Genomic DNA, 20,822 nt, shown 5'->3' with positions numbered 1-20,822 from the left:
ACTCTAGAAGTCGATGGCCAAACGCAGGCGATCCTTATGCTGCAGGCCCTGTTCGAACAATGGTTCGGGGTAATGCTGGAGGAAATAGTCTGGCTCGATGGCATATACCCGCAGGCCCGCGCGCTGGTAGAAGGTCAACTGATGGCCGAAGCTGCCGGTGGCCACTTCCAGGCGTGTAGCGCCCAGCTGCCTGGCGCTGTGCAGGGCATGTTGCAGCAGTTGCGTACCGATGCCCTGGGCCTGGCAGTGTGGCGCTACGGCGATATTCATCAGCTCCAGTGTGCCGGTACTGCGTGCTTGCAGTACATAGACGCCGACGGTCACGCCATCGCGCTCGGCGAGGTAGCAGTGACCGTCCGTCAGGTAAGCCTGCACAAATGGCAGATGCGGATCGGCTTCGAGCAGCAGGGCCAGCGGCTGCTGCGCCGCGCTGCTCGCGCGGATAAGAATGGGAGGCTTCATCGGCGGGTTCAGCGCACCTGATTGCGCCCGTTGTGTTTGGCGGCGTACAGCGCGCGGTCGGCTTTCTCCAGCAGGTCGTCAGCACCAGTCGGTGCGTCTTCGGTGGAGGCGATGCCGGCGCTCAGGGTTACCGAGAACTGCTGGCCACCGGCGATAAACTGCAGCTCGGCAAAGCGCTGGCGGATTTCATCGAGAATACGCAGCGCCTGGTCAGATGGGCAGTCCGGCAGCACCACGAGGAATTCCTCGCCACCATAACGGCCTAGGCTGTCGATGCGTCGCAGGCGTTGGCGCAGCAGGTTGGCGAGGGCGCGGATCACGTTGTCGCCGGCGGCATGGCCGTAGCTGTCGTTGACCTTCTTGAAGAAGTCGATATCCAGCATCGCCACGCTGGTCGGTTTGCCGCTGCGTTGTGCGCGCTCCAGTTCAACCGCAGCCTGCTCTTTGATATCGGCGTGCTTGAGCAGCCCGGTGAGGCTGTCGCGCGACAGCGCATTGCTCAGCAGGCGTGCACGCTGGGCACGGGAGAACACGGCGGCAATCAGACCATTGTCGGAAATCGGTTTGGTGACGAAATCATCGCCGGCCTTGATCAGGGCATTCATCTGCCGGTTGATGTCGGTTTCCGCCGACAGATAGACGATCGGCACGCGCAGCCAGTCGTCGTTCATGCGGATGATCTGCGCCAGTTCCGGGCCGGTGCAGTTGGGCATGCTCACGTCCAGCAGCACCACTTCGGGGTTGAAGCTGCGCATGCGGGCGAAGATATCTGCCGGCTCGTGGAGCATCTCCACCAGCATATTGGCGCCGCGTAGGATCAGGCTGAAACGGCTGGCCAGCTCGCGGTCGTCGTCGATGATCAGCACCCGGTAAGGCTCACCCTGTTGTTGGGCAAAGCAGCGTTCCAGACGGTTTTCCAGTTGTGGGATGTCCACCGGCTTGGTGAAAAAGCCCATGGCGCCGACGCGCACGGCTTCCAGGTAGGTGGCGAAATCGTCCTGGGTGGTGATCACCAGCAGCGGCAGTGGCTCGTCCAGGCGTTGTTGCAGGCTGGCGGCGTATTCCAGGCCGGTGAGACTTTCGTCGGGCAGGTTGACGTCGACGATCAGCGCGTCCGGCAGTTGCTCTTGCAGGGCGGCGTCGAGCTCACTGATACGGCTGAAATGTTCGGCGTGATAGCCGAAGTTGTTCAGCGTCAGGCGCATGTTTTCGCCAATCGACAGCTGGTCTTCGAGGATATAGATACGCCGCGCACTGCTGTTCGGCCGTGGCGGCTTGACCGCGCGGGTAGCAGCCTCCTGGCTGCGTTCGGCCTGGAACTGCTGGCGTGCCAGTTGCTGCAGGCTGCGGCTGAAGTCCTGCAGGCTCTGTTGTTCCTTCTGCAGGGTTTCCAGCCACTGATCGGCTTCCTGTTCCAGCTCACGGGCGCGCTGGCCGAGGCTGCTGAAACCGAAGGTGCCGGCGGCGCCAGCCAGTTTGTGCAATTGGTCGCGCAGGCTTTGCAGATGCTGGAGCTGCTCCTGCGGGTCGGCAGCGTGCAATAGGCGTTCAGCGTTCTGTGCGAGGGCGGGCAGTTCTACCTGCAGGCGCACGGCGAAGGCATTGCTCAACTGCTGCAGATGTTGCTGCAGTTCATCGGCGGTGCTTGTGCCTTTACTCATGGGCCAGGCTCCATATCTTGCGCACCTGCGCGGCCAGCTGCATGGGGTCAAAGGGTTTGATGATCACATCGCGGGCGCCGAGGCTGCGGTAATGGGCGATTTCCGCCGGTTGCACCTTGGCAGTCATAAAGGCCACTGGCACCTGATTGATGTCGATCAGTCGGGCGATCTGCGCCAGGGTTTGCGGGCCGTCCATGTCCGGCATCATTACATCCAGCAGGATAAAGTCCGGGGCAAAGCCCTGCAGTTGATCCAGGGCGTCCTGGCCGGATGAGCAGCTGAGTACCTGAAAGCCACCCACCGCTTCGAGTGCCAGCTTGGCCACGGCCTGGATCGATGGATCGTCTTCCACGTGCAAGATGCGTTGCAACTCAGGCATGCCGATTTTCCTCGGGACTGGCGGGTGATTCGGGCGGCGCCTCTAGGGCCAGGGTAGTCAGTTCGAACCAGAAAGTCGCGCCGTGACCGGGGCTGGAGTTGAAACCGATCTTTCCGCCCATGCGTTCGATGATTTCCTTGCTGATCGCCAGGCCCAGGCCGGTGCCGCCTTTCTGCCGGGTGTCGGTGGCGTCGGCCTGGGAGAATTTGCTGAAAATTCGCGCCTGAAAGTTTTCCGGCACACCGGGGCCGTGGTCGCTCACGCTGACGCGGATAAGCGCGTCGTGTTGCTCTACCCGCACGTTCACGGCCTGCCCCTGGGGCGAGAATTTCGCCGCATTCGACAGCAGGTTGGCCAGCACCTGGGCCAGGCGCAGTTTGTCGACGCGCACGCGGGCCTGGGTCGGCGGCCCTTGCAGCTGTAATTGCACCTGGTAGTGGTCGGCGTATGGCTGGTTTTCTTCGATGGCCTGTTCCAAGAGTGGTTGCAGCACTTCGTCCTGCAGTTCGAAGAGCATCTTGCCAGCCACCAGTTTGTCCATGTCGAGCAGGTCGTTGATCAGCAGGTTGAGGCGCTGGCTGTTGTCCTGGGCGATCTGCAGCATCTGCTGCATGCTTGCCGGCACCGCGCCGAGGGCGCCGCCGTTGACCAGGCCGAGGGAGCCGGCAATCGCGGTGAGCGGGGTGCGCAGTTCATGGCTGACGGTGGAGACGAATTCGTTTTTCATCCGCTCGATGCGTTTGCGCTCTTCGATATCACGAATTACCGCGATAAAACGCCGCTCGCCCTGGTGGCTGATCTGCGAGATGGCCAGTTCGATGGTGAACGTCTCGCCAGTGCTGCGCATGGCGGTCAGCTCGATTTCCTTGCCGAGCATCTGCTGGATGCCGGTTTTCAGGAAGTGGCTGAGGTAGCGGGCGCGCATCGAGCGTTGTGGTTCGGGCAAGAGCAAGGTCGCACGATGTCCGGAAACTTCCAGGTGGCTGTAACCGAAGATGCGCTCGGCGGCGTGGTTGAAGGTTTCGATATAGCCCTGCTGATCGATGGTGATGATCGCATCCAGTACGTTGTCGAGCAGAGCTCGTAGGTAATCCTCGCGCTCACGGATGGCCATTTCGGATGCGATACGTTCGTTGAAGTCCTGAATCTGCACCACAAAGTGCACCGGCGCATCGTTGCTGTCGCGTACCAGTGACACGCTCATCAGCACCCAGATGATCCGCCTCTGGCTGTCCAGGTAGCGCTTTTCCATCTGGTAGGTGCTGATCTCACCGGCCAGCAGCTCTTCGATATGCAACAGGTCGGCATCCACGTCGTCAGGGTGGGTGATCTGCTGGAAGCTGCTGCGCAGCAGCTCTTCGCGGCTGTAGCCGAGCATCTCGCAGAGCACTTCATTGACCTCCAGCCACTGCCCTTGCAGCGAGACCAGCGCCATGCCCTGGGGGGCGGTGCTGAAGGCGCTGCTGAAACGCTGTTGACTGAGGCGCAGCTGGTCTTCCACGGCCTTGCGGTCGCTGATGTCCCAGATAAAGCCGGATATCCATTGCAGCTCGCCGTGGCTGTCGTATTCGCCGCGGCCCTTTTCCCGTACCCAGACGCTGTGGCCGTTGGCATGCAGCAGGCGGTAGGTCAGCTCGAAGGACTCTTTGCGCTCAACCGCAGCCACTGCGCGGTAGGTAATCGGCAGGTCATCCGGGTGCACCACGCTGGAGAAGCTGCGCACGCGGTTGTTGATAAAGTCGTGTGCAGGGTAGCCGCTGAGCGCATACATCTCCTCGCTCAGGTAGCTCATCGACCAGTTTTCATCATTGCGGCAACGGTACACCGCGCCAGGCAGGCTGCTGACCAGGCCGCGGAAACGGCTTTCGCTCTTTTGCAGGGCGCGGGTGGTCTGGTGCAGGTCGTTGATGTCGCTGGCGATGCCCAGGTAACCGCTGATCACCCCTTCGGCATCACGCATGGCGCTGACGGTGAGGTTGACGATGCGTTGCTCGCCGTTTTTGCGCCGGTAGGTCCATTGGCGGGTTTCCGGCTCGCCCAGGTCGGGGAGCCGGGTAAACACCTCAAAACCGCTGACTTCGCTGCCGAGCTGGCGGCTTAGCTGGCGGCCGCGTGCCTCTATTTCCTCGCTCAGGTGGAACAATGCTGGGTTATGCCGGCCGATGACTTCTGCGCTGCGATAACCCAGCAGGCGTTCGGCGCCGGAGTTGAACAGGGTGATCAGGCCGTCGCGGTCACTGGTGATGATCGCCACACCGGTGGCCGAGTCGAGCACCGCTTGCAGGAAGCGTCGTGCCTCACGGGTCTGCTCTTCATGGCGCATGCGCTCCAAGGTGGCGCCGACCCAGCGGGCGAACAGGCGCATGAATTCTTCGTCGGCATCGTCAAATGGCCTGTCGCGGGCCTCGCTTGAAGCGAAACACAGGGTGCCGAAGCGCTGGCCAGCAACCCAGACGCTGGTGCCGATATAGCTTTCCAGGGCGAACAGCGGGTAGCAGGGGTGGGCGGCATGTTCGCTCTGGCCCATCACGGCAATGGCCAGCACATCGTTGCTGCGCAGGGTGATGCTGCAATAGGTCTCGCCGAGGGCAAAGCATTGGCCGTCCTGCAGGGTGTCTGGCGGCGACACCTGCACCCTCACCTGGTAGGTGTCTGCGTCGATCTGACTGATGATGCCGATCGGCATGCCATAGAACTCGGACCCCAGTTGCAGGGCCTGGCGCAGTTGCTCGTGGGTGCTCAGTTTAGGCAGGGCGGCAATCTCGTTGAGCGCGCGCAGGGCCGCCTGCTGCCGCTGCATGCGCTGCTGGGTCTGCGCGCGCTGGGTATCGCGGCGCAGGGCTTCAAGTAACTGGCCGAGGGTGGTCAGCAGTGGTTGCAGTTGGGCGGCGAACTGTTCGTCGTAGCCGCCTGTGCGGTTGGCCAGGCCGAGCATGCCGCGCAGCTCACCGTTGGCGTGAATGGGCAGGCCGGCAAACGCCAGCAACGGTGGATGCCCCGGCGGCAGGCCGGCGCTGTGCGGGTGATGGCTCGGGTCGTTGCTGATCAGCATCTGACCGCTGCGGATCACCTGGCCGAACAGGGTGTCGAGGTTGCGAAATTCCAGGCCCTGCGGCGCATGGGCGGCATAGAAGGCGCGGCTTTGTGCGTCCCAGGCGATATTGCTGATGGCGAAGGTGCGCAGAAAAGGTGCGCCGGCTTCGTCATAACGGATTTCCCCGACAAAGCCGAACTGGCTGGCGCTGACCTCGAGAATCCGCCCGAGCAGGGTCTCGAAAGCCTCACGCTGGTTGTCTGCGTTGATATAGGCCGCCTGGGTCTGGGTGATCAATGCCAGCAACTGGCGCGCCTCTTCGGATTGCTGGTGCTTGTTCTGCAGCTCGGCGTGGTGGCGGCGCATGACCAGTTGGCTGCTGTGCTTTGTGGCCAGCAACAGCAGTAGCAAGAGCATTTCAGCGGCGAGCCAGGCCAGCAGCCACTTGATGACCAACCAGCGTTTGTCGCGCTGGTGCAGGTTGTACAGCGCGGTGATGTCGCGCCAGGTCAGTGCCAGTACCGGACTGCCGGTGCTGGCCGGGTCGGCCTGATAGCCGCTTAAACGCATCTGGTTGAGCAGGTAAGTGCGGCCTTGATCGTCGAGTAGCTTGAAGGTGTTGCCCGCATCCGGGGCGGGCAGGCGATGTTGCGCTTGCCAGTGCTGCACCTGCACCTGGGAAAACCCGGCCAGGTGCCAGTAATCACGCTCGGTAGCCGGTGCGCGCAGCACTTCACCGCTGCTGCCGGGCGCTTGCGCCTGGCGTTTGAACAGCAGGGCGACCCCGGCATCCAGTTCGCGGTCCAGCTGTTGCAAGTTATTCAGCACATCCAGGCTGACCTCCAGCGCGCCGACATTCAGCGGGCCATCAAGGCTTTCCACCTGCAGCGGGACGATGGCGCGCATGCTCAGGCTGTCGCCATTGGCCGCCAGGCCGGCGCTTGTTGACGCCTGGTTCAGGCTATCGAGCAGCATGGGGCGCTGCGCGGCAGGGAAGTCGGCAAACCACTGCGGCTCATGCACGCGCAGCAGTACCTCGGCCGTAGGCGCCAGGTGCACATACAGGGCGAATGGGCGAATGCCTTGCAGGTTGCGCCAGCGCGGGGCGAGGCGGGAATACAGCTGATTACGGATGGCACTCAGGCTGTGTGCGTCTGCCGGGTTGCTGCTCTGTAGCGCCTGGGCCTGGCGCACCAGCTCGACTAGCCAGGCGTCGGCGGCAATGGTTTCGGCCAGCAACTGCGCCTGTTGCTGCAGCTCATGCTGGCTGTTGCGCAGGGTCAGGTTCTGCAGCTCGTGCTGTTTGGCGATTTGCAGGTTCCACAGGGTTTCCCGCTCGTTGAGAGCAAAGCCGCCGAGCACACTGAAAAATAGCGCCAGGCCCAGGCTGCCGAGGCCGACGATCCAGTGAATGGTGTTGGGTTTGAACGACTTAAGCATCCATCCGCTCCATCGCCTGGCTAGGCATGTAGAACGTCATTCAGGTCAGCCCTGCCAGCCGGCGCAGGCGAGCCAGCTCGGGGTCATCAGGTGCACTGTTGAGTTCGCAGGCGGCCAGGCGCATGAGGATGTTCTCGCGTTTGACGTTGTTGGCCGGCAGGTTGTAGCACGCGCCGATCAGCTCGCGCAGCTGCATTGGCAATTGCCATTGTGCCTTGATGCTGATGGCAAAGGGACCACTGAATTGGTCAAGCGCCTGCATGAGCTGGGCTTCGCTGAAACGCTGCCCACTGTCTTGCCACTGCTGCGTCAGGTACAGCACGCACAGTTCGCCCATGCGGTGCAGCAGGGCGGCGGTATGGAAGGGCGCGGGATTCAGCGCGCATTCGCGCGCGAGCTGGGTGCTGCGCTCGATCAGTTGCTCGGTACTGTCCAGGTGCGCCTGGGCAAACAGCCGCAGCAGAGCGTTATCCAGCGCGCTGCATTGGCGCAGTGCCAGGCCTAGCGCCAGATTCAGGCTGTTGGCCGCGCCGAGCTTGTGCAGTGCTTCAAGCAGGCTGGTGCAGGGTTTGCCGGCCTGGTTGTAGGCGCTGCTGTTGGCTACAGCGAGCAGGCGGGCGGTCAGTGCCGGGTCGTGCTGCCACTCACCTGCCAGCTTGCGCAGATCAATCTGCTCGCCTTTGAAGCTTTGCAGCAGGTGATCGCGTACAGGCGCCGTAAGCGGTAATTGCAAGGCGCTGCTGGGTAGGCTGTGCAGGTATGCAAGCAGGTCGCTGTGCGGGTCTGCGGGCTGAGGTGGTGGCTCGCCGTTGTCTGCAGGCAGCAGGGTTTCCAGGCTGGCGGCGACATGCGTGGCTTGGAAGGGCTTGCTGATAAACGCGTTGATCTTCAAGGCACGCACGGCCATGACGCTGGCGCGATCAGAGCGACCGGTGATGACGACCAGCGGCGTGCTGCCGTTGTCGCGACGTACCTGTTCGAGCAGGCGAGTGCCGGGGCCATCTGGCAGATTCCAGTCGCAGATGAGCATGTCGGCCGGACGCTGCTGCCATTCGCGCAGGGCCGCGCTGACGCTTTCCAGGCATATCACCTGACTGCCGGGCCGCAGACTGAGGACGATCTGTTTGAGCAGATCGGCAATCCAGCCGTCGTCTTCCAGAATCATGACGCGCATGCGTGGTGCCTTATTTCGTGGTCGCGGGGCTTAGCGCCCATTGTGTGGCCAGCTGTTCTGCTGGTTGCGGGCGGCCAAAATAGTAGCCTTGGGCATGATCGCAGCCGAGTTGCCGCAGCAGTGCGGCCTGCTCGGGCTGTTCAATGCCTTCAGCCAGCACCTTGAGACCCATGCTGTGGCCAAGGGCGATCACTGCGCGGGTGATCGCCACATCGTCCTGATCATGCGGCAGGCCGCTGACAAAGCTTTGATCGATCTTGAGTTTGTGCACCGGCAAGCGCTTGAGGCGCGCCAGGGAGCTGTAGCCGGTACCGAAGTCATCAATGGCCAGGCGGATACCGAGTGCACGCAGGCGTTCGAGCAAGGCCAGGGCGGCGTCGGGATTATCCATCACCGCGCTTTCAGTGACTTCCAATTCCAGATGGGCTGGATCAAGGCCAGTATTGCGTAGCACTTCGGCTACCCGCTGATCCAGCTCGCCGCGGCTGAACAGGCGGCTGGAGATGTTCACTGCGACAAACTTCAGTTTATGCCCGGCGATATGCCAGGCAACCATCTGCCGGCAGCTCTGCTCCAGCACCCAGGCGTCGATGGCGCCGATCAGCCCGGTTTCTTCGGCAACCGGGATAAATTCGCCAGGCGCCACCAGCCCGCGTTGTGGATGTTGCCAGCGCACCAGGGCTTCGACGCCGATGAGCTCCTGGCTATTCAGGCAGATCAGCGGCTGGTAATGCACGCGCAGCTCCTGATGATCCAGGGCATGGCGCAGGGCGCTGGCCAGCTCGACGCGTTGGCTGGCGTGCTCAGTCAACTCCTGGCTATAGAAGGCGTAGCTTTCGCGGCCGCTGCTCTTGGCTTTGAACAGGGCCGAATCGGCATTGCGCAGCACCTGGCCAACATCGCCGGCCTCACTGGGGTACAGGCTGATGCCGATGCTGGCGGTGACAAACAGCTGTTTATCGGCGATCTGGAACGCCGGGGTCAGACAGGCCTGCAGGCGCTGCGCCATGACTGCGGCCTGTTCGGCGCTAGCGCAGGTTTCGTCGAGCAGGCCAAACTCGTCGCCGCCCAGGCGCGCGAGCGTCATGCGCTTGCCGAGTTGCTGGCTAAGGCGCTCGCCGACGTCCTTGAGCAGCAGGTCGCCGATGGTGTGGCCGAGGCTTTCGTTGATGTGCTTGAAGTGGTCGAGGTCGATCAACAGCACCGCACCACTCAGCTCATCGTGCTTGGCACGTTCGAGGGCGCGCTCGACACGTTCGGTGAACAGCAGGCGGTTGGGCAGGTTGCTTAACGGGTCGTGATGCGCCAGGTAATCCAGCTCGCGTTGTGAGCGTTTCAGTGCGCTGATATCGGAGAACACCGCGACGTAGTGGCTGATTTCGCCCAGTTCATCATGAATCACCCGGATGCATTGCCACTGCGGGTAAATCTCGCCGCTCTTGCGCCGGTTCCATACCTCGCCACTCCAGGCACCACGGCTTTGCAGGGCATTCCACAGGCTTTCATAGAAGCCTTTATCGTGCCGCCCGGATTTCAGCATGCTCGGTGACTGGCCGAGGATTTCCGCCTGGCTGTAGCCGGTGATGCGACTAAAGGCCGGGTTGCAGTGGACGATGCGCTGCTGCGCATCGGTGACCAGCACACCTTCCTGGGTGGCATCGAATACCGCCGCGGCCTGGCGCAGGCTGTCTTCATCCTTGCGCCGCTGGGTGATGTCGCTGGCGGTGCCGATCAGGCGTTCGGCCTGGCCGTGATCGTCGAGCAGCAGGCGGCCGCGTGATTGAATCCAGCGGTAGCTGCCATCCTCATGCAGCAGGCGATAGTTGACCTCGTAAGGCGCCGGGTTGCGCGCGGCCAGGCGCTGCGCCAGGTTGCTGTCGAAACTGGCGCGGTCATCGGTGTGCAGGCGTTGCAGCCAGCGTTGTGGGTCTGTGCCCAGAGCATCGGGGGGCAGGCCGAGCAGAGCCGTATAACCTGGGGAGAAATACAGCGTTTGCGTCTGTAGATCCCAGTCCCACATGCCGTCTTTGGCCGCTTCCAGCGCCTGCTGCAGACGTTTCTCGCTGCGCTGCAATGCCCGGTGCGCCAGGCTCTGCTGTTCGTGGTGAGTGCGCAGCACGGCATACAGCAGGCCGGCGGTGAGTAGCACAAACGCCAGGCCCTTGAGCAGTTGTGCGCGTTCCAGTTGTGCGAGCGACAGGCCCATGGAAACCAGCAATCCGTCGCTGAATGACACCCAGAGGGCTGCGGCTAGCATATAGCTGAGGGTCAGGCGCCAGGCGCCTTGTGAAGCATTCATGGGATAAAAATCAGTCCTTTGCCTAAGGTCGGCAGTATAGATGCTGATAAGGGGGCGGCATTCTTATGCAAAAGACCAACTGGTTTTCTGATCCCGGTCAGGGATAATGGTCGGCGACGTGTGCTAACAATAAGCGGCGTCTTTCTTTCTGCACGAGGCACACGATCCATGTGGTACAACGGTTTTCTTGACCTGTCGGTCTGGCAGTTGATCGCGGTCACCCTGCTGATGACGCACGTGACCATCGTCAGCGTCACGGTTTATCTGCATCGCTACTCGGCGCACCGCGCCCTCGAATTGCATCCGGCGCTGAAACACTTCTTCCGCTTCTGGCTGTGGCTGACCACGGCGCAGAACACCCGCGAGTGGACCGCGATTCACCGTAAGCACCACGCCAAATGCGAAACCGTCGATGACCCGCACAGCCCGGTGATCAAGGGCCTGAGCACCGTGCTGCGCAAGGGTGCGGAGTTGTACCGCGAAGAAGCGCAGAACCCGGAAACCCTGCGCATCTACGGCAAGAACTGCCCCGAAGACTGGATCGAGCGCAACCTCTACTCGCGCTTCCCGGTTGGCGGCGTGGCGCTGATGGGGGCCATCGACCTGGCCCTGTTCGGCGCTGCCGGCATCACCATCTGGGCGATCCAGATGATGTGGATTCCGGTGTGGGCGGCAGGCGTGATCAACGGTCTTGGTCATGCGGTCGGCTATCGCAACTTCGAGTGCCGCGATGCGGCGACCAATCTGCTGCCCTGGGGCATCCTGATCGGTGGGGAAGAATTGCATAACAACCACCACACCTACCCGAACTCGGCCAAGCTGTCGGTGAAGAAGTGGGAGTTCGACATGGGCTGGTTCTGGATCAAGCTGTTCAGTCTGCTTGGTTTGGCCCAGGTGCAGCGCGTTGCGCCGATTGCCCACCGGGTAGAAGGCAAGCGCAGCCTGGACATGGACACTGCAATGGCCATCCTCAACAACCGCTTCCAGATCATGGCACAGTACCGCAAGCTGGTGATCGCGCCGCTGGTGCAGCAGGAACTGGCCAAGGCCGATGCCTCGGTGCGTCACCATTTCCACCGTGCCAAGCGTCTGCTCTCGCGTGAGCCGAGCCTGCTTGATGAAGGTCACCAGGCGCGTATCCAGCGCATGCTGGAGCAGAGCCAGGCGCTCAAGGTGATTTACGAGAAGCGCCTTGCCCTGCAGCAGATCTGGGTGAAAACCAGCGCCAATGGCCACGACATGCTTGAAGCCATCAAGCACTGGGTCAGTGATGCCGAAGCCAGCGGTATTCAGTCACTGCGCGAGTTTGCCGAGCAACTGAAAACCTACTCGCTGCGTCCAGCTGGGGCCGTCTAACGCCTGCGCTGTAGCTCAAGCCCGCCACTCGGCGGGCTTTTGCTATCTGAGCTGCGCCCGGCAGGTTGTCGCGGCGTGATGATGCAAATGCCTCCCGACCATTGTTTATTTCTGGCGTATGCTTCAGCCATTGCCCGGTAACTGAGTGCAATGGCGATGGCTATGGATGAAGTCAGCAGAAAGCAGCTCGAACAGGAAGAGTTGACCCTGGCGCTGTTGCACACCCGCGCCGAGGTGGCGCGCCTGCAGGAACGCGAGCAGCTGTTCAGCACCTTGCTGGGCAGCGTCAATGCGGTGCTCTGGGCGTTTGATTGGGATGCCAAGCGAGTGATCTACGTCAGCCCAGCCTACGAGCGGGTTTTCGGGCGCTCCGCCGCGCTGCTGCTGGGCGGTTATGAAGAGTGGCGCAACAGCATCTACCCCGACGACCTGGATTACGCCGCCGAAAGCTTTGCCCAGGTGCTGGAAACCGGTGCGGTCGAAGCCCGCGAATACCGCATCATCCGTGGTGACGGCCAACTGCGCTGGCTTAGCGACAAGTGTTTTGTCAGCCGCGAAAGCTCGCCGGGCAAGCCGCATATCATCGTTGGCATCGCCGAAGACATCACCGAGAAGAAGCAGCTGGAGGGCGAGTTACACCGTCTGGCCACCACTGATGTACTGACCCAAAGCAGCAACCGTCGGCACTTCTTCGAATGCGCCCAGCGCGAGTTCGAGCAGGCCCGCGAATACGGTAGTCCGCTGGCCTTTCTGCTGTTCGACCTCGACGATTTCAAACAGATCAATGATCGTTATGGCCACCAGATGGGCGATCAGGTGTTGCAGCGTCTGGCCTATAGCGGCGCTACCACCTTGCGCCGTGGTGATCTGTTCGGCCGCATCGGTGGTGAGGAGTTTGCCGCGCTGTTTCCGCGCTGTGAGCCGGAACTGGCCGAGCAGATTGCCGAACGTCTGCAGCGCGAGGTGCGCCGCCTGAGTTTCAATCACGAGGGCAGCACTTTCGGCGTGACCCTGAGCCAGGGCCTGACCAGTCTGCGACCTGAAGATACCAGCCTGGATGCTCTGTATGCGCGCGCCGATGCCGCGATGTATCGAGCCAAACGTCAGGGCAAAAATCAGATCGTGGTGGATTGATCACGCGCGCGAGCATGCTGTTGGTTCGATGCGCTGGCGATAACCCGCCTTTTTGCTTTTTGCCGTCGGCAAAAAACCGCTTATTGCTTCTTTGTCAGGCCTGCAAGGGCCTCGTCACAAACCTGTAAAACCTTGTAATAGACGCCTCGGCGAGCTGTTTTGGGCAGCTGGCACAGTATCTGCGTAGGGCTCAGCGTATAACGGCCGAGATTATCGGCCGACAATAAAAATGAAGAGACCTGCGCCATGATTTTTACCTGTCCGCTGCTATGTCCTCATTCCCCAGTTCGCGCTGACTGCCTTCACGCGCTCACCTGATTTCGCTTATTGCACGGCCGGCCCTGGCTGCGGCAGCTGTTCGCCTGCCCGGCGTCTGGCCCTGCAATAACTCCCCGAATTCGGTGCGCGCCTGCCGCTTCACAGGCTGAAGACAGTACCCGCACCGATGTGCAACCCACACACAACTGGAGAACACATAATGAGAAAGACCTCCCTGGCCCTGGCCGTTGCTGCCAGCACCCTGGGCTTGTCCCTGAGCCAAATCGCCCATGCCGACTTTATCGGCGACAGCAAAGCCAGCCTCGAAGCGCGCAACTTCTACTACAACCGCGACTTCCGTGAAGACGCGGGTCAGCACAAGTCCGAAGAGTGGGCTCAAGGTTTTATCCTGCGCGCTGAGTCGGGCTTCACCGAAGGCACCGTCGGTTTCGGTCTCGACGCCATCGGCATGCTCGGCTTCAAGCTGGATTCGGGAGATGGCACTGCAGGTAGTGGTCTGCTGGTTCCGGATAGTTCCTCCAAGGGCTCCCAAGATAACTACTCCGGTCTGGCTGTAGCTGCCAAGGCCAAGGTTTCCAAAAGCACCCTGCGCGTCGGCCAGATGCAGTTCAAGAATCAGGCGATCGCCTCCAGCGATAGCCGTTTGCTGCCGCAAATTTTCCGCGGCGGTAACCTGGTATCCCAGGAAATTGATGGTCTGACCCTGGATGCGGGTTACCTCGATGAGGTCAACAACCGCAACTCGCAAGACTATGAAGACATGACCCTGAATACCTACTCCTTGAGTGGTATCAAAATTAAGGGTGGTGCCGTCAATCAGTCCAACGAGTTCGCCTTTGCTGGCGGTAACTACAAGCTCACCAAGGATCTGACTGCGGGTTATTACTATTCCAATCTGGAAGACCTGTACAAACAGCATTCCTTCAACCTGGTGCATGTACTGCCGCTGGGCGACAAGCAGAGCCTGAAGACCGACGTGCGTTATGCCCGCTCCACCGATGACGGCCTGAGCAATGTCGATAACAAGGCATTCGGCGCGATGGTGACCTATGCGCTGAGCGGCCATAAATTTGGCCTTGGCTACCAGAAAATGAGCGGTGACACCGGTTTTGCCTATGTCGGTGGTACTGATCCGTTCCTGGTCAACTATGTGCAAATCGGCAACTTTGCTGCCAAGGACGAGAAATCCTGGCAGGCACGTTATGACTTCGATTTCGCTTCCGTTGGCATCCCCGGCCTGACCTTTATGACCCGCTATCTGACTGGCGACAATATTGATCGCGGCGCAGCCTCAGAAGGTAAAGAGTGGGAGCGCAACATGGATATCGCCTATGTGGTTCAGGAAGGCACCTTCAAGAACCTCGGTATCAAGTGGCGCAACGCGACCATGCGCAACAACTTCAGCCGTGACATCGACGAAAACCGTCTGATCGTCAGCTACACCCTGCCACTGCTGTAATTGTGGCGGTTTCAGGCTGAGCTGTTGCATCCATCTCAGCCTGAGCAGCAAACGAAACCCGGACTCTGTTCCGGGTTTTTTATCGCCTGTGATTAACCTCTGTGTGGTGTCGCGGGCAGTGCTTGCTATTCAATATATAAAAGAATAGATTGTTTTTATCTTAATTGAGATGCTTGCCATGACGCCTGAGCACCCGCCACTCGATATCCAGCAATTGCGCGCCAATGCCGATGCGGCGGGGCAGTTGCTCAAGGCTCTGGGCAATCCGGATCGCCTGTTGCTGCTGTGTCAGCTCTCCCAGGGCGAACGCAATGTCAGCGAGCTGGAAACGCTGCTGGGTATTCAACAGCCGACGTTGTCGCAGCAGCTGGCGGTGTTGCGCCGTGAGGGGCTGGTGGCGACGCGTCGTGAGGGTAAGCAGATCTATTACTGCATCAGCAGCCCGGCGGCGCTGGCGGTGATCAACACTCTGTATCAGCTGTTCTGCGCAGGTGAGCAATGAGTATCGATTGGTACAACTTCACGCCCTGGAGCGCCCTGGCGGGTGGCGCATTGATTGGCCTGGCTGCCAGCTTGTTTGCCGTAATGAATGGCCGTGTGGCCGGTATTAGCGGCCTGCTCGGCAGTTTGCTTGAGCGTGGTGAAGGGTGGGGCGAGAAGGGTCTGTTTCTGCTGGGCGTACTGCTCGCGCCGCTGCTCTGGCAGCTGTTTAGCCGTCTGCCCGAGATTCAGATCGACAGCGGCTGGCTGGCGCTGACGGTTGCCGGTCTGCTGGTCGGTGTCGGCACCCGTTATGGCGCAGGTTGCACCAGCGGGCATGGCGTCTGTGGTTTATCGCGGCTGTCACCGCGTTCCCTGGCTGCCACCTTGAGTTTTATGGCCGCCGGTTTCGCCACGGTGTTTGTCCTGCGTCATCTGCTGGGGGCTTGAACATGCGCAAACTGTTGGCCTTTCTTGCCGGTGTGACCTTTGGCATCGGCCTGCTGAGCGCAGGCATGGCCAACCCGGCCAAGGTGCTGGCGTTTCTCGACCTGGCCGGCGCCTGGGATCCATCGTTGGCCCTGGTGATGGTGGCTGCGATTGGTGTGGCATTTCTACCGTTCAGTTGGGCGCGCTTGCAGCGCAGCAGTCTGCTCGGTGCGCCGATGCAGTTACCGGGCAAACGTGAGCTGGATCGGCGGTTGATCGGCGGCAGCCTGTTGTTCGGTATCGGCTGGGGGATTGCTGGCATTTGCCCAGGCCCGGCCGTGGCGATTCTGCTCACCGGGCGCTGGCAGGTGCTGCTGTTCGTGGCGGCCATGCTGGTGGGAATGGTTGTGTTTGCTGCGCTGGAACGCCAGCGCGGGTAATTGATGATCGGGAGATCACTATGAAAGCAAATGTTGGCACCCTCGACCGTAGCCTGCGCATTGCCGCAGGTCTGATTCTGTTGGGCTTGAGCCTGAGCGGCGTGATTGGCCTCTGGGGGCTGATCGGCATCGTGCCGCTGGCAACCGGTCTGTTTCGCTTCTGTCCGCTGTACCCGCTGCTGGGTATCAGCACCTGCAAGACCAAGGCTTAACCCACTGCAATACCGACCGGTTTCGCCGCTGGTCGGTTGGAGCTGCCATGTCCCCGTTCATTCAGGCTTTTTTCGACCCTGCCACCTCGACCTACAGTTATGTCGTCAGCGATCCAGCTACTGCGCAGTGCGCCATTATCGACTCGGTGCTGGATTACGATGCGGCGGCCGGGCGAACCGCTACCACCAGTGCCGACCGCTTGATCGCCTACGTGCGCGAGCAGGGCCTGAGCGTGCAATGGTTACTGGAAACCCATGTGCATGCCGACCACCTGTCCGCCGCGCCCTATCTCAAGGCTGCCCTGGGTGGGCAATTGGCAATCGGTGAGCAGATCCGCGTGGTGCAGAACACCTTCGGCAAGTTGTTCAATGCCGGTAGCGAGTTCGCCGTTGATGGCCGTCAGTTCGATCAGTTGTTCCGCGATGAGCAGGTGTTTCAGCTCGGCTCGCTAAATGCCCGCGCCCTACATACCCCTGGGCATACACCAGCCTGCATGACCTACCTGATCGGCGATGCAGCGTTTGTCGGCGACACCCTGTTTATGCCGGATTACGGCACCGCGCGCTGCGACTTTCCCGGTGGCGATGCGCGGGCGTTGTACCGTTCGATTAGCCGGCTGTTTGCCCTGCCTGACAGCACCCGACTATTCATGTGCCACGACTACCTGGCGCCGGGGCGTGAGCAGCATCGCTACCAGACCACCGTGGCCGAGCAGCGCGCGCATAACGTGCATGTGCACCAGGGCGTCGACGAGGAGGCCTTTGTCGCCATGCGTCAGGCCCGCGATGCCAGCCTGGGCATGCCGGCGCTGATGCTGCCCTCGGTGCAGGTGAATATGCGCGCCGGCCATCTGCCGCCCGCCGAAGACAATGGTGTGCGTTACCTCAAGGTGCCGCTGAATGTTCTCTAGGTGGACGCTGCTGACTACCTTGCGTCGTTACGACCGCGATCAGGCAGGCCGCGATCTGCTCGCCGCCTGCCTGGTCTGTCTGCTGCTGGTGCCACAGGCGTTGGCCTATGCGCAGCTGGCTGGGTTGCCGGCGGTGGCGGGGTTGTACGCGAGCATTCTGCCGCTGGTCGTTTATGCCTTGATTGGCGCGAGCCCCGGCGTGGCACTGTCGTTCGGCCCGGTGGCGGTGCTGGCGCTGATGACTGCGGCGGCCTTGGCCCCGGTGGCTGCCGCTGGTACTGCGGCGTATCTGGCAGCGGCCGCCACCTTGACCCTGCTGGTCGGCGTATTGCTGTTGCTGATGGGGCTGTTGCGGATGGGCTTTGTCGCCAATTTTCTCAGCCATCCGGTGATTTCCGGTTTTGTCAGCGGCTCGGCGTTGCTGATTGCAGTCAGCCAGTTCAAGCATTTATTGGGTATCTCCGCCGACGGGCTGACCCTGTTGCAGGTGTTGCCCGCGCTGTATACGCAGTTGCCGGCGCTGCACCTGCCGACGTTGCTGTTGGGGCTGGGCAGCCTGGCGCTGCTGGTGCTGCTGCGTAACCTGGGCATGTTCGGTGTGCCTGAGGCGCTGGCGCTGCGTATCAGGCAGTTGAGTGCGTTGCTGCTGATGCTATTGGCGATGGCCCTCGGCGCGGTGCTGCAGCTGGAGGCGTATGGCGTGCGTGTTGTCGGCACGGTGGCGGCGGGCTTGCCGCCGCTGGCGTTCCCAAGCCTGGAGCTGGGATTGCTGCGCGAGCTATTGCCGGCAGCCGTGTTGATTGCCCTGGTGGGTTTTGTCGAGTCGGTCTCCATTGCCCAGAGCCAGGCGATGCGCAAGCGTCAGTCGATCAACCCTGACCAGGAACTGCTCGGTCAGGGCGCCGCCAACATCGCTGCCGCATGCAGTGGCGGCATGCCGGTTGCGGCGAGCTTTTCGCGCTCGGCGCTGGCGCTGCAAAGCAATGTAGCCACGCCGTTAGTGGGTGTGTTTGCGGCGGGGTTGATGCTGGCTGCAGTTCTGGGGCTGGCGCCGTTGCTGCAGCACCTGCCGCAAGCGGTATTGGCCGCGAGCATTATTGTCGCGGTAGTGGGGCTGATTGATGTCTCCGGCCTGCGCCGCACCTGGCGCTACTCGCCGCAGGAAGGGGTGGCGCAGCTGGCAACGCTGGTCGGCGTGCTGTTGTACGGTGTCGAGGCCGGCATTCTGCTCGGGGTAAGTCTGTCGCTCCTGTTGTTTCTCTGGCGTACCAGCTGGCCGCATATGGCGGTGGTCGGCCAGCTACCCGGCAGCGAGCACTTTCGCAATGTCGAGCGCTATCAGGTCGTGGAAAGCCCCAGCGTGCTGTCGCTGCGTGTCGATGAAAGCCTGTACTTCCCCAATGCGCGGTTTCTGGAAGAGCGTATCGGCGCGCTGATCGCCAAACGCTCCAGCGTGCGGCATCTGGTGCTGATGTGCTCCGGGGTCAATCAGATTGATGCCAGCGCTCTGGATACCCTGGAGGCGATCAGCGAGCGCTTACACAGCGCAGGCGTGCAGCTGCATTTGGCAGAAGTGAAGGGGCCGGTGATGGATCGGCTACAACGCTCGGAGTTTCTGCAGCGCTTTGGCGGGCAGGTATTTGTCAGCCAGTACCAGGCTTTGCGCGCTCTGGATGAAGAAAGTACGGCGCGGGCCATGCGCGCGCAATGAATCTGAGCTAAACGTTAAGCACCGCGTGTCGATACGCTGGTGGGTCAGGGATGAATTGATTGCCGTGTGCCCTGAGCAAATATTGCCCTTTCTGAGGCGCTTCGTATGTTCGGTTCACAGCTTCGCAGTGAGTTGCAGCAGTGCCTGCTGCAACTGGCAACCAGCCAGCAGGTTGTCGGTGCCATTCGACAAACCTTCGCCATGATCGAGTTCACCGCCCAGGGTGAGATTCTCGATGCCAACGCGCCGTTTCTCGCAACCATGGGCTATCGCCTGGAAGAAGTACGCGGTCAGCACCACCGCATGTTCTGCAGCAAGGAGCAGGTGGCGAGCCCTGCTTATGCGCAATTCTGGCGGCGTCTGGCTGATGGTGAGAGCTTCAGTGACCGCTATATGCGCATTGCCAAGGGCGGCCGCGAGGTCTGGCTGGAGGCCAGCTATATGCCAGTGCGCGACGCCCAGGGAATGGTCATCAAGGTCATCAAACTGGCTGCCGACATCACCGAGCGCATGCATGCCGAGCATCAGCATGATAGTTACCTGAAGGCGATCAACCGCTCGACGGCGGTGATCGAGTTCAATCTGGCCGGCGAGGTGCAGGATGCCAATGAGAACTTCCTCAGCACCATGGGCTATCGCCTGGAGGAAGTGCGTGGCGTCCATCACCGCCAGTTCTGCACCCATGAGGAGGCTGCCAGTGATGACTATCGGCGCTTCTGGCAGCGTCTGAACCAGGGCGAGTTTATTGCTGATCGCTTCAAACGCGTGACCAAAAGCGGCCGCGTGGTGTGGTTGCGCGCCACTTATAATCCGCTGTATGACGCAGGTGGTCGGCTGTATGGGGTGGTCAAGTTTGCCAGTGACATCACCAACCAGGTGGAGCACCGCGAGGCCGAATCCGCCGCTGCCCAGCTGGCCTTTGATATCGCTCGGGAAACCGATGAAAGCGCGATCAAGGGCGCTGAAACGGTCGAAGAAACCATGCAGGTGGTGCGTGGTATTGCCACTGAGCTGACGCATGTTTCCGAGAATATTGGCGCGTTGAGCGCGCAGTCCGAGCGTATCAGCAGCATCGTTCAGGTTATCCGCGGGATTGCCGAACAAACCAACCTCTTGGCGCTCAATGCGGCCATCGAGGCGGCACGAGCCGGTGAACAAGGCCGCGGCTTTGCCGTGGTGGCGGATGAGGTGCGCAACCTGGCCGCGCGCACCAGCCAGGCGACGGTCGAGATTAACGACGTTGTGCGTCTCAACCATGACCTGGCGCTGAAGGCGGTCAGTGGCATGGATGGCAGCAAGCAGAAAACGGAACAGGGCGTGCTATTGGCCAACAAGGCGGGCGAGGTGATGCTGGAAATCCGCGATGAGGCGCAGCGCGTGGTGGATGCCATTGGGCAATTTACCCAGGCCATGCAGGACTGAGGCATGCTCAGTCGCTGACGGCCGGGCATGCTGCTCTCAGCGGTCTAGCGGCGCGGCTCACGCGCCGCAATCAGTGCTTTTCTAAGGCGTCGGCGAACTGGCGTACGGCATCCACCACTTGCCGTGCGCCGTTCTGGATTTCTTCGATGACATCACCGGCCTGGTTGACCAGGTTCACCCCTTGATCAACCTTGTGGCGGCTTGCCTGCATGCTATCGACCGAAACCTGCGCCAGTTCATGGTTGCGCTTGACGACCTCGACAATCTCCACGGTGGCTTGGCTGGTGCGCGCCGCCAGGTTGCGCACCTCATCCGCCACCACGGCAAAGCCGCGACCTTGCTCACCGGCACGCGCCGCTTCGATGGCCGCATTGAGCGCCAAGAGGTTGGTTTGCTCGGCAATCCCGCGGATCACCTGAACGATGCTGCTGATCATCTCCGATTGCTGGCTGACAGCGGTGATGCCTTCGGCGGCGCGTGACAGCTCATCGGCGATGCCGCGCACGACATCAACGGTTTCGCGAATCACCTTGGCACCAT

The 20,822-nt window shown here is 61.4% G+C and carries 16 protein-coding genes and 2 pseudogenes; 11 read left to right on the top strand and 7 right to left on the bottom strand.

What is annotated here, in order from left to right:
- Nucleotides 1–3 precede the first annotated feature (3 nt).
- The 6 genes from RHP75_RS19940 to dibA are packed head-to-tail and all read right to left on the bottom strand — an operon-like array spanning nucleotide 4 to nucleotide 10,449.
- On the bottom strand, nucleotides 4–462 hold the full coding sequence (locus RHP75_RS19940; protein WP_311089723.1) for a GNAT family N-acetyltransferase: 459 nt from the start codon (nucleotides 460–462) through the stop codon (nucleotides 4–6).
- Between the two features lie 8 nt (nucleotides 463–470).
- Nucleotides 471–2,123, bottom strand: coding sequence for a diguanylate cyclase (locus RHP75_RS19935; RefSeq protein ID WP_311089722.1), 1,653 nt, complete (start codon nucleotides 2,121–2,123; stop codon nucleotides 471–473).
- Nucleotides 2,116–2,502 carry a response regulator gene (locus RHP75_RS19930; RefSeq protein WP_311089721.1) on the bottom strand — a complete coding sequence of 129 codons (387 nt, stop codon included), beginning with the start codon at nucleotides 2,500–2,502 and terminating at the stop codon, nucleotides 2,116–2,118. The genes RHP75_RS19935 and RHP75_RS19930 overlap by 8 nt, the downstream gene beginning before the upstream one ends.
- Nucleotides 2,495–6,976, bottom strand: a complete 4,482-nt coding sequence (locus RHP75_RS19925; RefSeq protein WP_311089720.1) for a PAS domain S-box protein — start codon at nucleotides 6,974–6,976, stop codon at nucleotides 2,495–2,497. The genes RHP75_RS19930 and RHP75_RS19925 overlap by 8 nt, the downstream gene beginning before the upstream one ends.
- Before the next feature lie 40 nt (nucleotides 6,977–7,016).
- The gene (locus tag RHP75_RS19920; protein ID WP_311089719.1) at nucleotides 7,017–8,150 is read right to left on the bottom strand and encodes an HDOD domain-containing protein; all 1,134 of its coding nucleotides are present in this window, start codon (nucleotides 8,148–8,150) and stop codon (nucleotides 7,017–7,019) included.
- Between the two features lie 10 nt (nucleotides 8,151–8,160).
- On the bottom strand, nucleotides 8,161–10,449 hold the full coding sequence (gene dibA, locus RHP75_RS19915; protein ID WP_311089718.1) for a phosphodiesterase DibA: 2,289 nt from the start codon (nucleotides 10,447–10,449) through the stop codon (nucleotides 8,161–8,163).
- Nucleotides 10,450–10,617: 168 nt separating this feature from the next.
- Between dibA and desA the strand changes: the two genes are divergently transcribed.
- The 11 genes and pseudogenes from desA to RHP75_RS21395 all read left to right on the top strand — a co-directional run bounded on the left by desA (nucleotide 10,618) and on the right by RHP75_RS21395 (nucleotide 20,282).
- Nucleotides 10,618–11,805 (top strand): delta-9 fatty acid desaturase DesA, encoded by a 1,188-nt coding sequence (desA, locus tag RHP75_RS19910; protein WP_311089717.1) that lies wholly within the window; start codon nucleotides 10,618–10,620, stop codon nucleotides 11,803–11,805.
- Nucleotides 11,806–11,967: 162 nt separating this feature from the next.
- Nucleotides 11,968–12,939 (top strand): sensor domain-containing diguanylate cyclase, encoded by a 972-nt coding sequence (locus RHP75_RS19905; protein WP_311089716.1) that lies wholly within the window; start codon nucleotides 11,968–11,970, stop codon nucleotides 12,937–12,939.
- A gap of 478 nt (nucleotides 12,940–13,417) precedes the next feature.
- A complete protein-coding gene (locus RHP75_RS19900; RefSeq protein ID WP_311089715.1) occupies nucleotides 13,418–14,677 on the top strand; it encodes an OprD family porin in 1,260 nt (419 codons plus the stop codon).
- Nucleotides 14,678–14,855: 178 nt separating this feature from the next.
- On the top strand, nucleotides 14,856–15,179 hold the full coding sequence (locus RHP75_RS19895; RefSeq protein ID WP_160085940.1) for a helix-turn-helix transcriptional regulator: 324 nt from the start codon (nucleotides 14,856–14,858) through the stop codon (nucleotides 15,177–15,179).
- The gene (locus tag RHP75_RS19890; RefSeq protein WP_160085938.1) at nucleotides 15,176–15,607 is read left to right on the top strand and encodes a YeeE/YedE family protein; all 432 of its coding nucleotides are present in this window, start codon (nucleotides 15,176–15,178) and stop codon (nucleotides 15,605–15,607) included. The genes RHP75_RS19895 and RHP75_RS19890 overlap by 4 nt, the downstream gene beginning before the upstream one ends.
- A 2-nt stretch (nucleotides 15,608–15,609) precedes the next feature.
- Nucleotides 15,610–16,026 carry a DUF6691 family protein gene (locus RHP75_RS19885; protein ID WP_311089714.1) on the top strand — a complete coding sequence of 139 codons (417 nt, stop codon included), beginning with the start codon at nucleotides 15,610–15,612 and terminating at the stop codon, nucleotides 16,024–16,026.
- A 20-nt stretch (nucleotides 16,027–16,046) separates the two neighbouring features.
- The gene (locus RHP75_RS19880; RefSeq protein WP_090250448.1) at nucleotides 16,047–16,238 is read left to right on the top strand and encodes a DUF2892 domain-containing protein; all 192 of its coding nucleotides are present in this window, start codon (nucleotides 16,047–16,049) and stop codon (nucleotides 16,236–16,238) included.
- A gap of 47 nt (nucleotides 16,239–16,285) precedes the next feature.
- Complete coding sequence (locus tag RHP75_RS19875) at nucleotides 16,286–17,149, top strand: MBL fold metallo-hydrolase (protein ID WP_311089713.1); 864 nt, start codon at nucleotides 16,286–16,288, stop codon at nucleotides 17,147–17,149.
- The gene (locus RHP75_RS19870; RefSeq protein WP_311089712.1) at nucleotides 17,139–18,860 is read left to right on the top strand and encodes a sulfate permease; all 1,722 of its coding nucleotides are present in this window, start codon (nucleotides 17,139–17,141) and stop codon (nucleotides 18,858–18,860) included. Before RHP75_RS19875 ends, RHP75_RS19870 begins: the two co-directional genes overlap by 11 nt.
- Before the next feature lie 105 nt (nucleotides 18,861–18,965).
- A pseudogene (locus tag RHP75_RS21400) lies at nucleotides 18,966–19,694 on the top strand (PAS domain-containing protein); the annotation flags it as partial.
- A 147-nt stretch (nucleotides 19,695–19,841) separates the two neighbouring features.
- A complete protein-coding gene (locus tag RHP75_RS21395) occupies nucleotides 19,842–20,282 on the top strand; it encodes a methyl-accepting chemotaxis protein (RefSeq protein WP_409079751.1) in 441 nt (146 codons plus the stop codon).
- Between the two features lie 70 nt (nucleotides 20,283–20,352).
- On the opposite strand, the pseudogene RHP75_RS21390 reads toward RHP75_RS21395, so the two are convergent.
- Nucleotides 20,353–20,796: pseudogene (locus RHP75_RS21390) on the bottom strand (methyl-accepting chemotaxis protein); the annotation flags it as partial.
- Nucleotides 20,797–20,822 lie beyond the last annotated feature (26 nt).

Source organism: Pseudomonas sp. SG20056 (genome assembly GCF_031764535.1).
In the GTDB taxonomy this organism is placed as follows: Bacteria; Pseudomonadota; Gammaproteobacteria; order Pseudomonadales; family Pseudomonadaceae; genus Aquipseudomonas.
This window is presented reverse-complemented; position numbering and strand designations above follow the sequence as displayed.

Excerpts from the sequence above, each read along its gene's own strand:
- desA (WP_311089717.1), top strand. The coding sequence starts at position 10,618 with ATGTGGTACAACGGTTTTCTTGACCTGTCGGTCTGGCAGTTGATCGCG.
- RHP75_RS19925 (WP_311089720.1), bottom strand. The coding sequence starts at position 6,976 with ATGCTTAAGTCGTTCAAACCCAACACCATTCACTGGATCGTCGGCCTC.
- RHP75_RS21395 (WP_409079751.1), top strand. The coding sequence starts at position 19,842 with ATGCAGGTGGTGCGTGGTATTGCCACTGAGCTGACGCATGTTTCCGAG.
- RHP75_RS19930 (WP_311089721.1), bottom strand. The coding sequence starts at position 2,502 with ATGCCTGAGTTGCAACGCATCTTGCACGTGGAAGACGATCCATCGATC.
- RHP75_RS19890 (WP_160085938.1), top strand. The coding sequence starts at position 15,176 with ATGAGTATCGATTGGTACAACTTCACGCCCTGGAGCGCCCTGGCGGGT.
- RHP75_RS19870 (WP_311089712.1), top strand. The coding sequence starts at position 17,139 with ATGTTCTCTAGGTGGACGCTGCTGACTACCTTGCGTCGTTACGACCGC.
- RHP75_RS19875 (WP_311089713.1), top strand. The coding sequence starts at position 16,286 with ATGTCCCCGTTCATTCAGGCTTTTTTCGACCCTGCCACCTCGACCTAC.
- RHP75_RS19885 (WP_311089714.1), top strand. The coding sequence starts at position 15,610 with ATGCGCAAACTGTTGGCCTTTCTTGCCGGTGTGACCTTTGGCATCGGC.
- RHP75_RS19940 (WP_311089723.1), bottom strand. The coding sequence starts at position 462 with ATGAAGCCTCCCATTCTTATCCGCGCGAGCAGCGCGGCGCAGCAGCCG.
- RHP75_RS19920 (WP_311089719.1), bottom strand. The coding sequence starts at position 8,150 with ATGCGCGTCATGATTCTGGAAGACGACGGCTGGATTGCCGATCTGCTC.
- RHP75_RS19900 (WP_311089715.1), top strand. The coding sequence starts at position 13,418 with ATGAGAAAGACCTCCCTGGCCCTGGCCGTTGCTGCCAGCACCCTGGGC.
- dibA (WP_311089718.1), bottom strand. The coding sequence starts at position 10,449 with ATGAATGCTTCACAAGGCGCCTGGCGCCTGACCCTCAGCTATATGCTA.
- RHP75_RS19905 (WP_311089716.1), top strand. The coding sequence starts at position 11,968 with ATGGATGAAGTCAGCAGAAAGCAGCTCGAACAGGAAGAGTTGACCCTG.
- RHP75_RS19895 (WP_160085940.1), top strand. The coding sequence starts at position 14,856 with ATGACGCCTGAGCACCCGCCACTCGATATCCAGCAATTGCGCGCCAAT.
- RHP75_RS19935 (WP_311089722.1), bottom strand. The coding sequence starts at position 2,123 with ATGAGTAAAGGCACAAGCACCGCCGATGAACTGCAGCAACATCTGCAG.
- RHP75_RS19880 (WP_090250448.1), top strand. The coding sequence starts at position 16,047 with ATGAAAGCAAATGTTGGCACCCTCGACCGTAGCCTGCGCATTGCCGCA.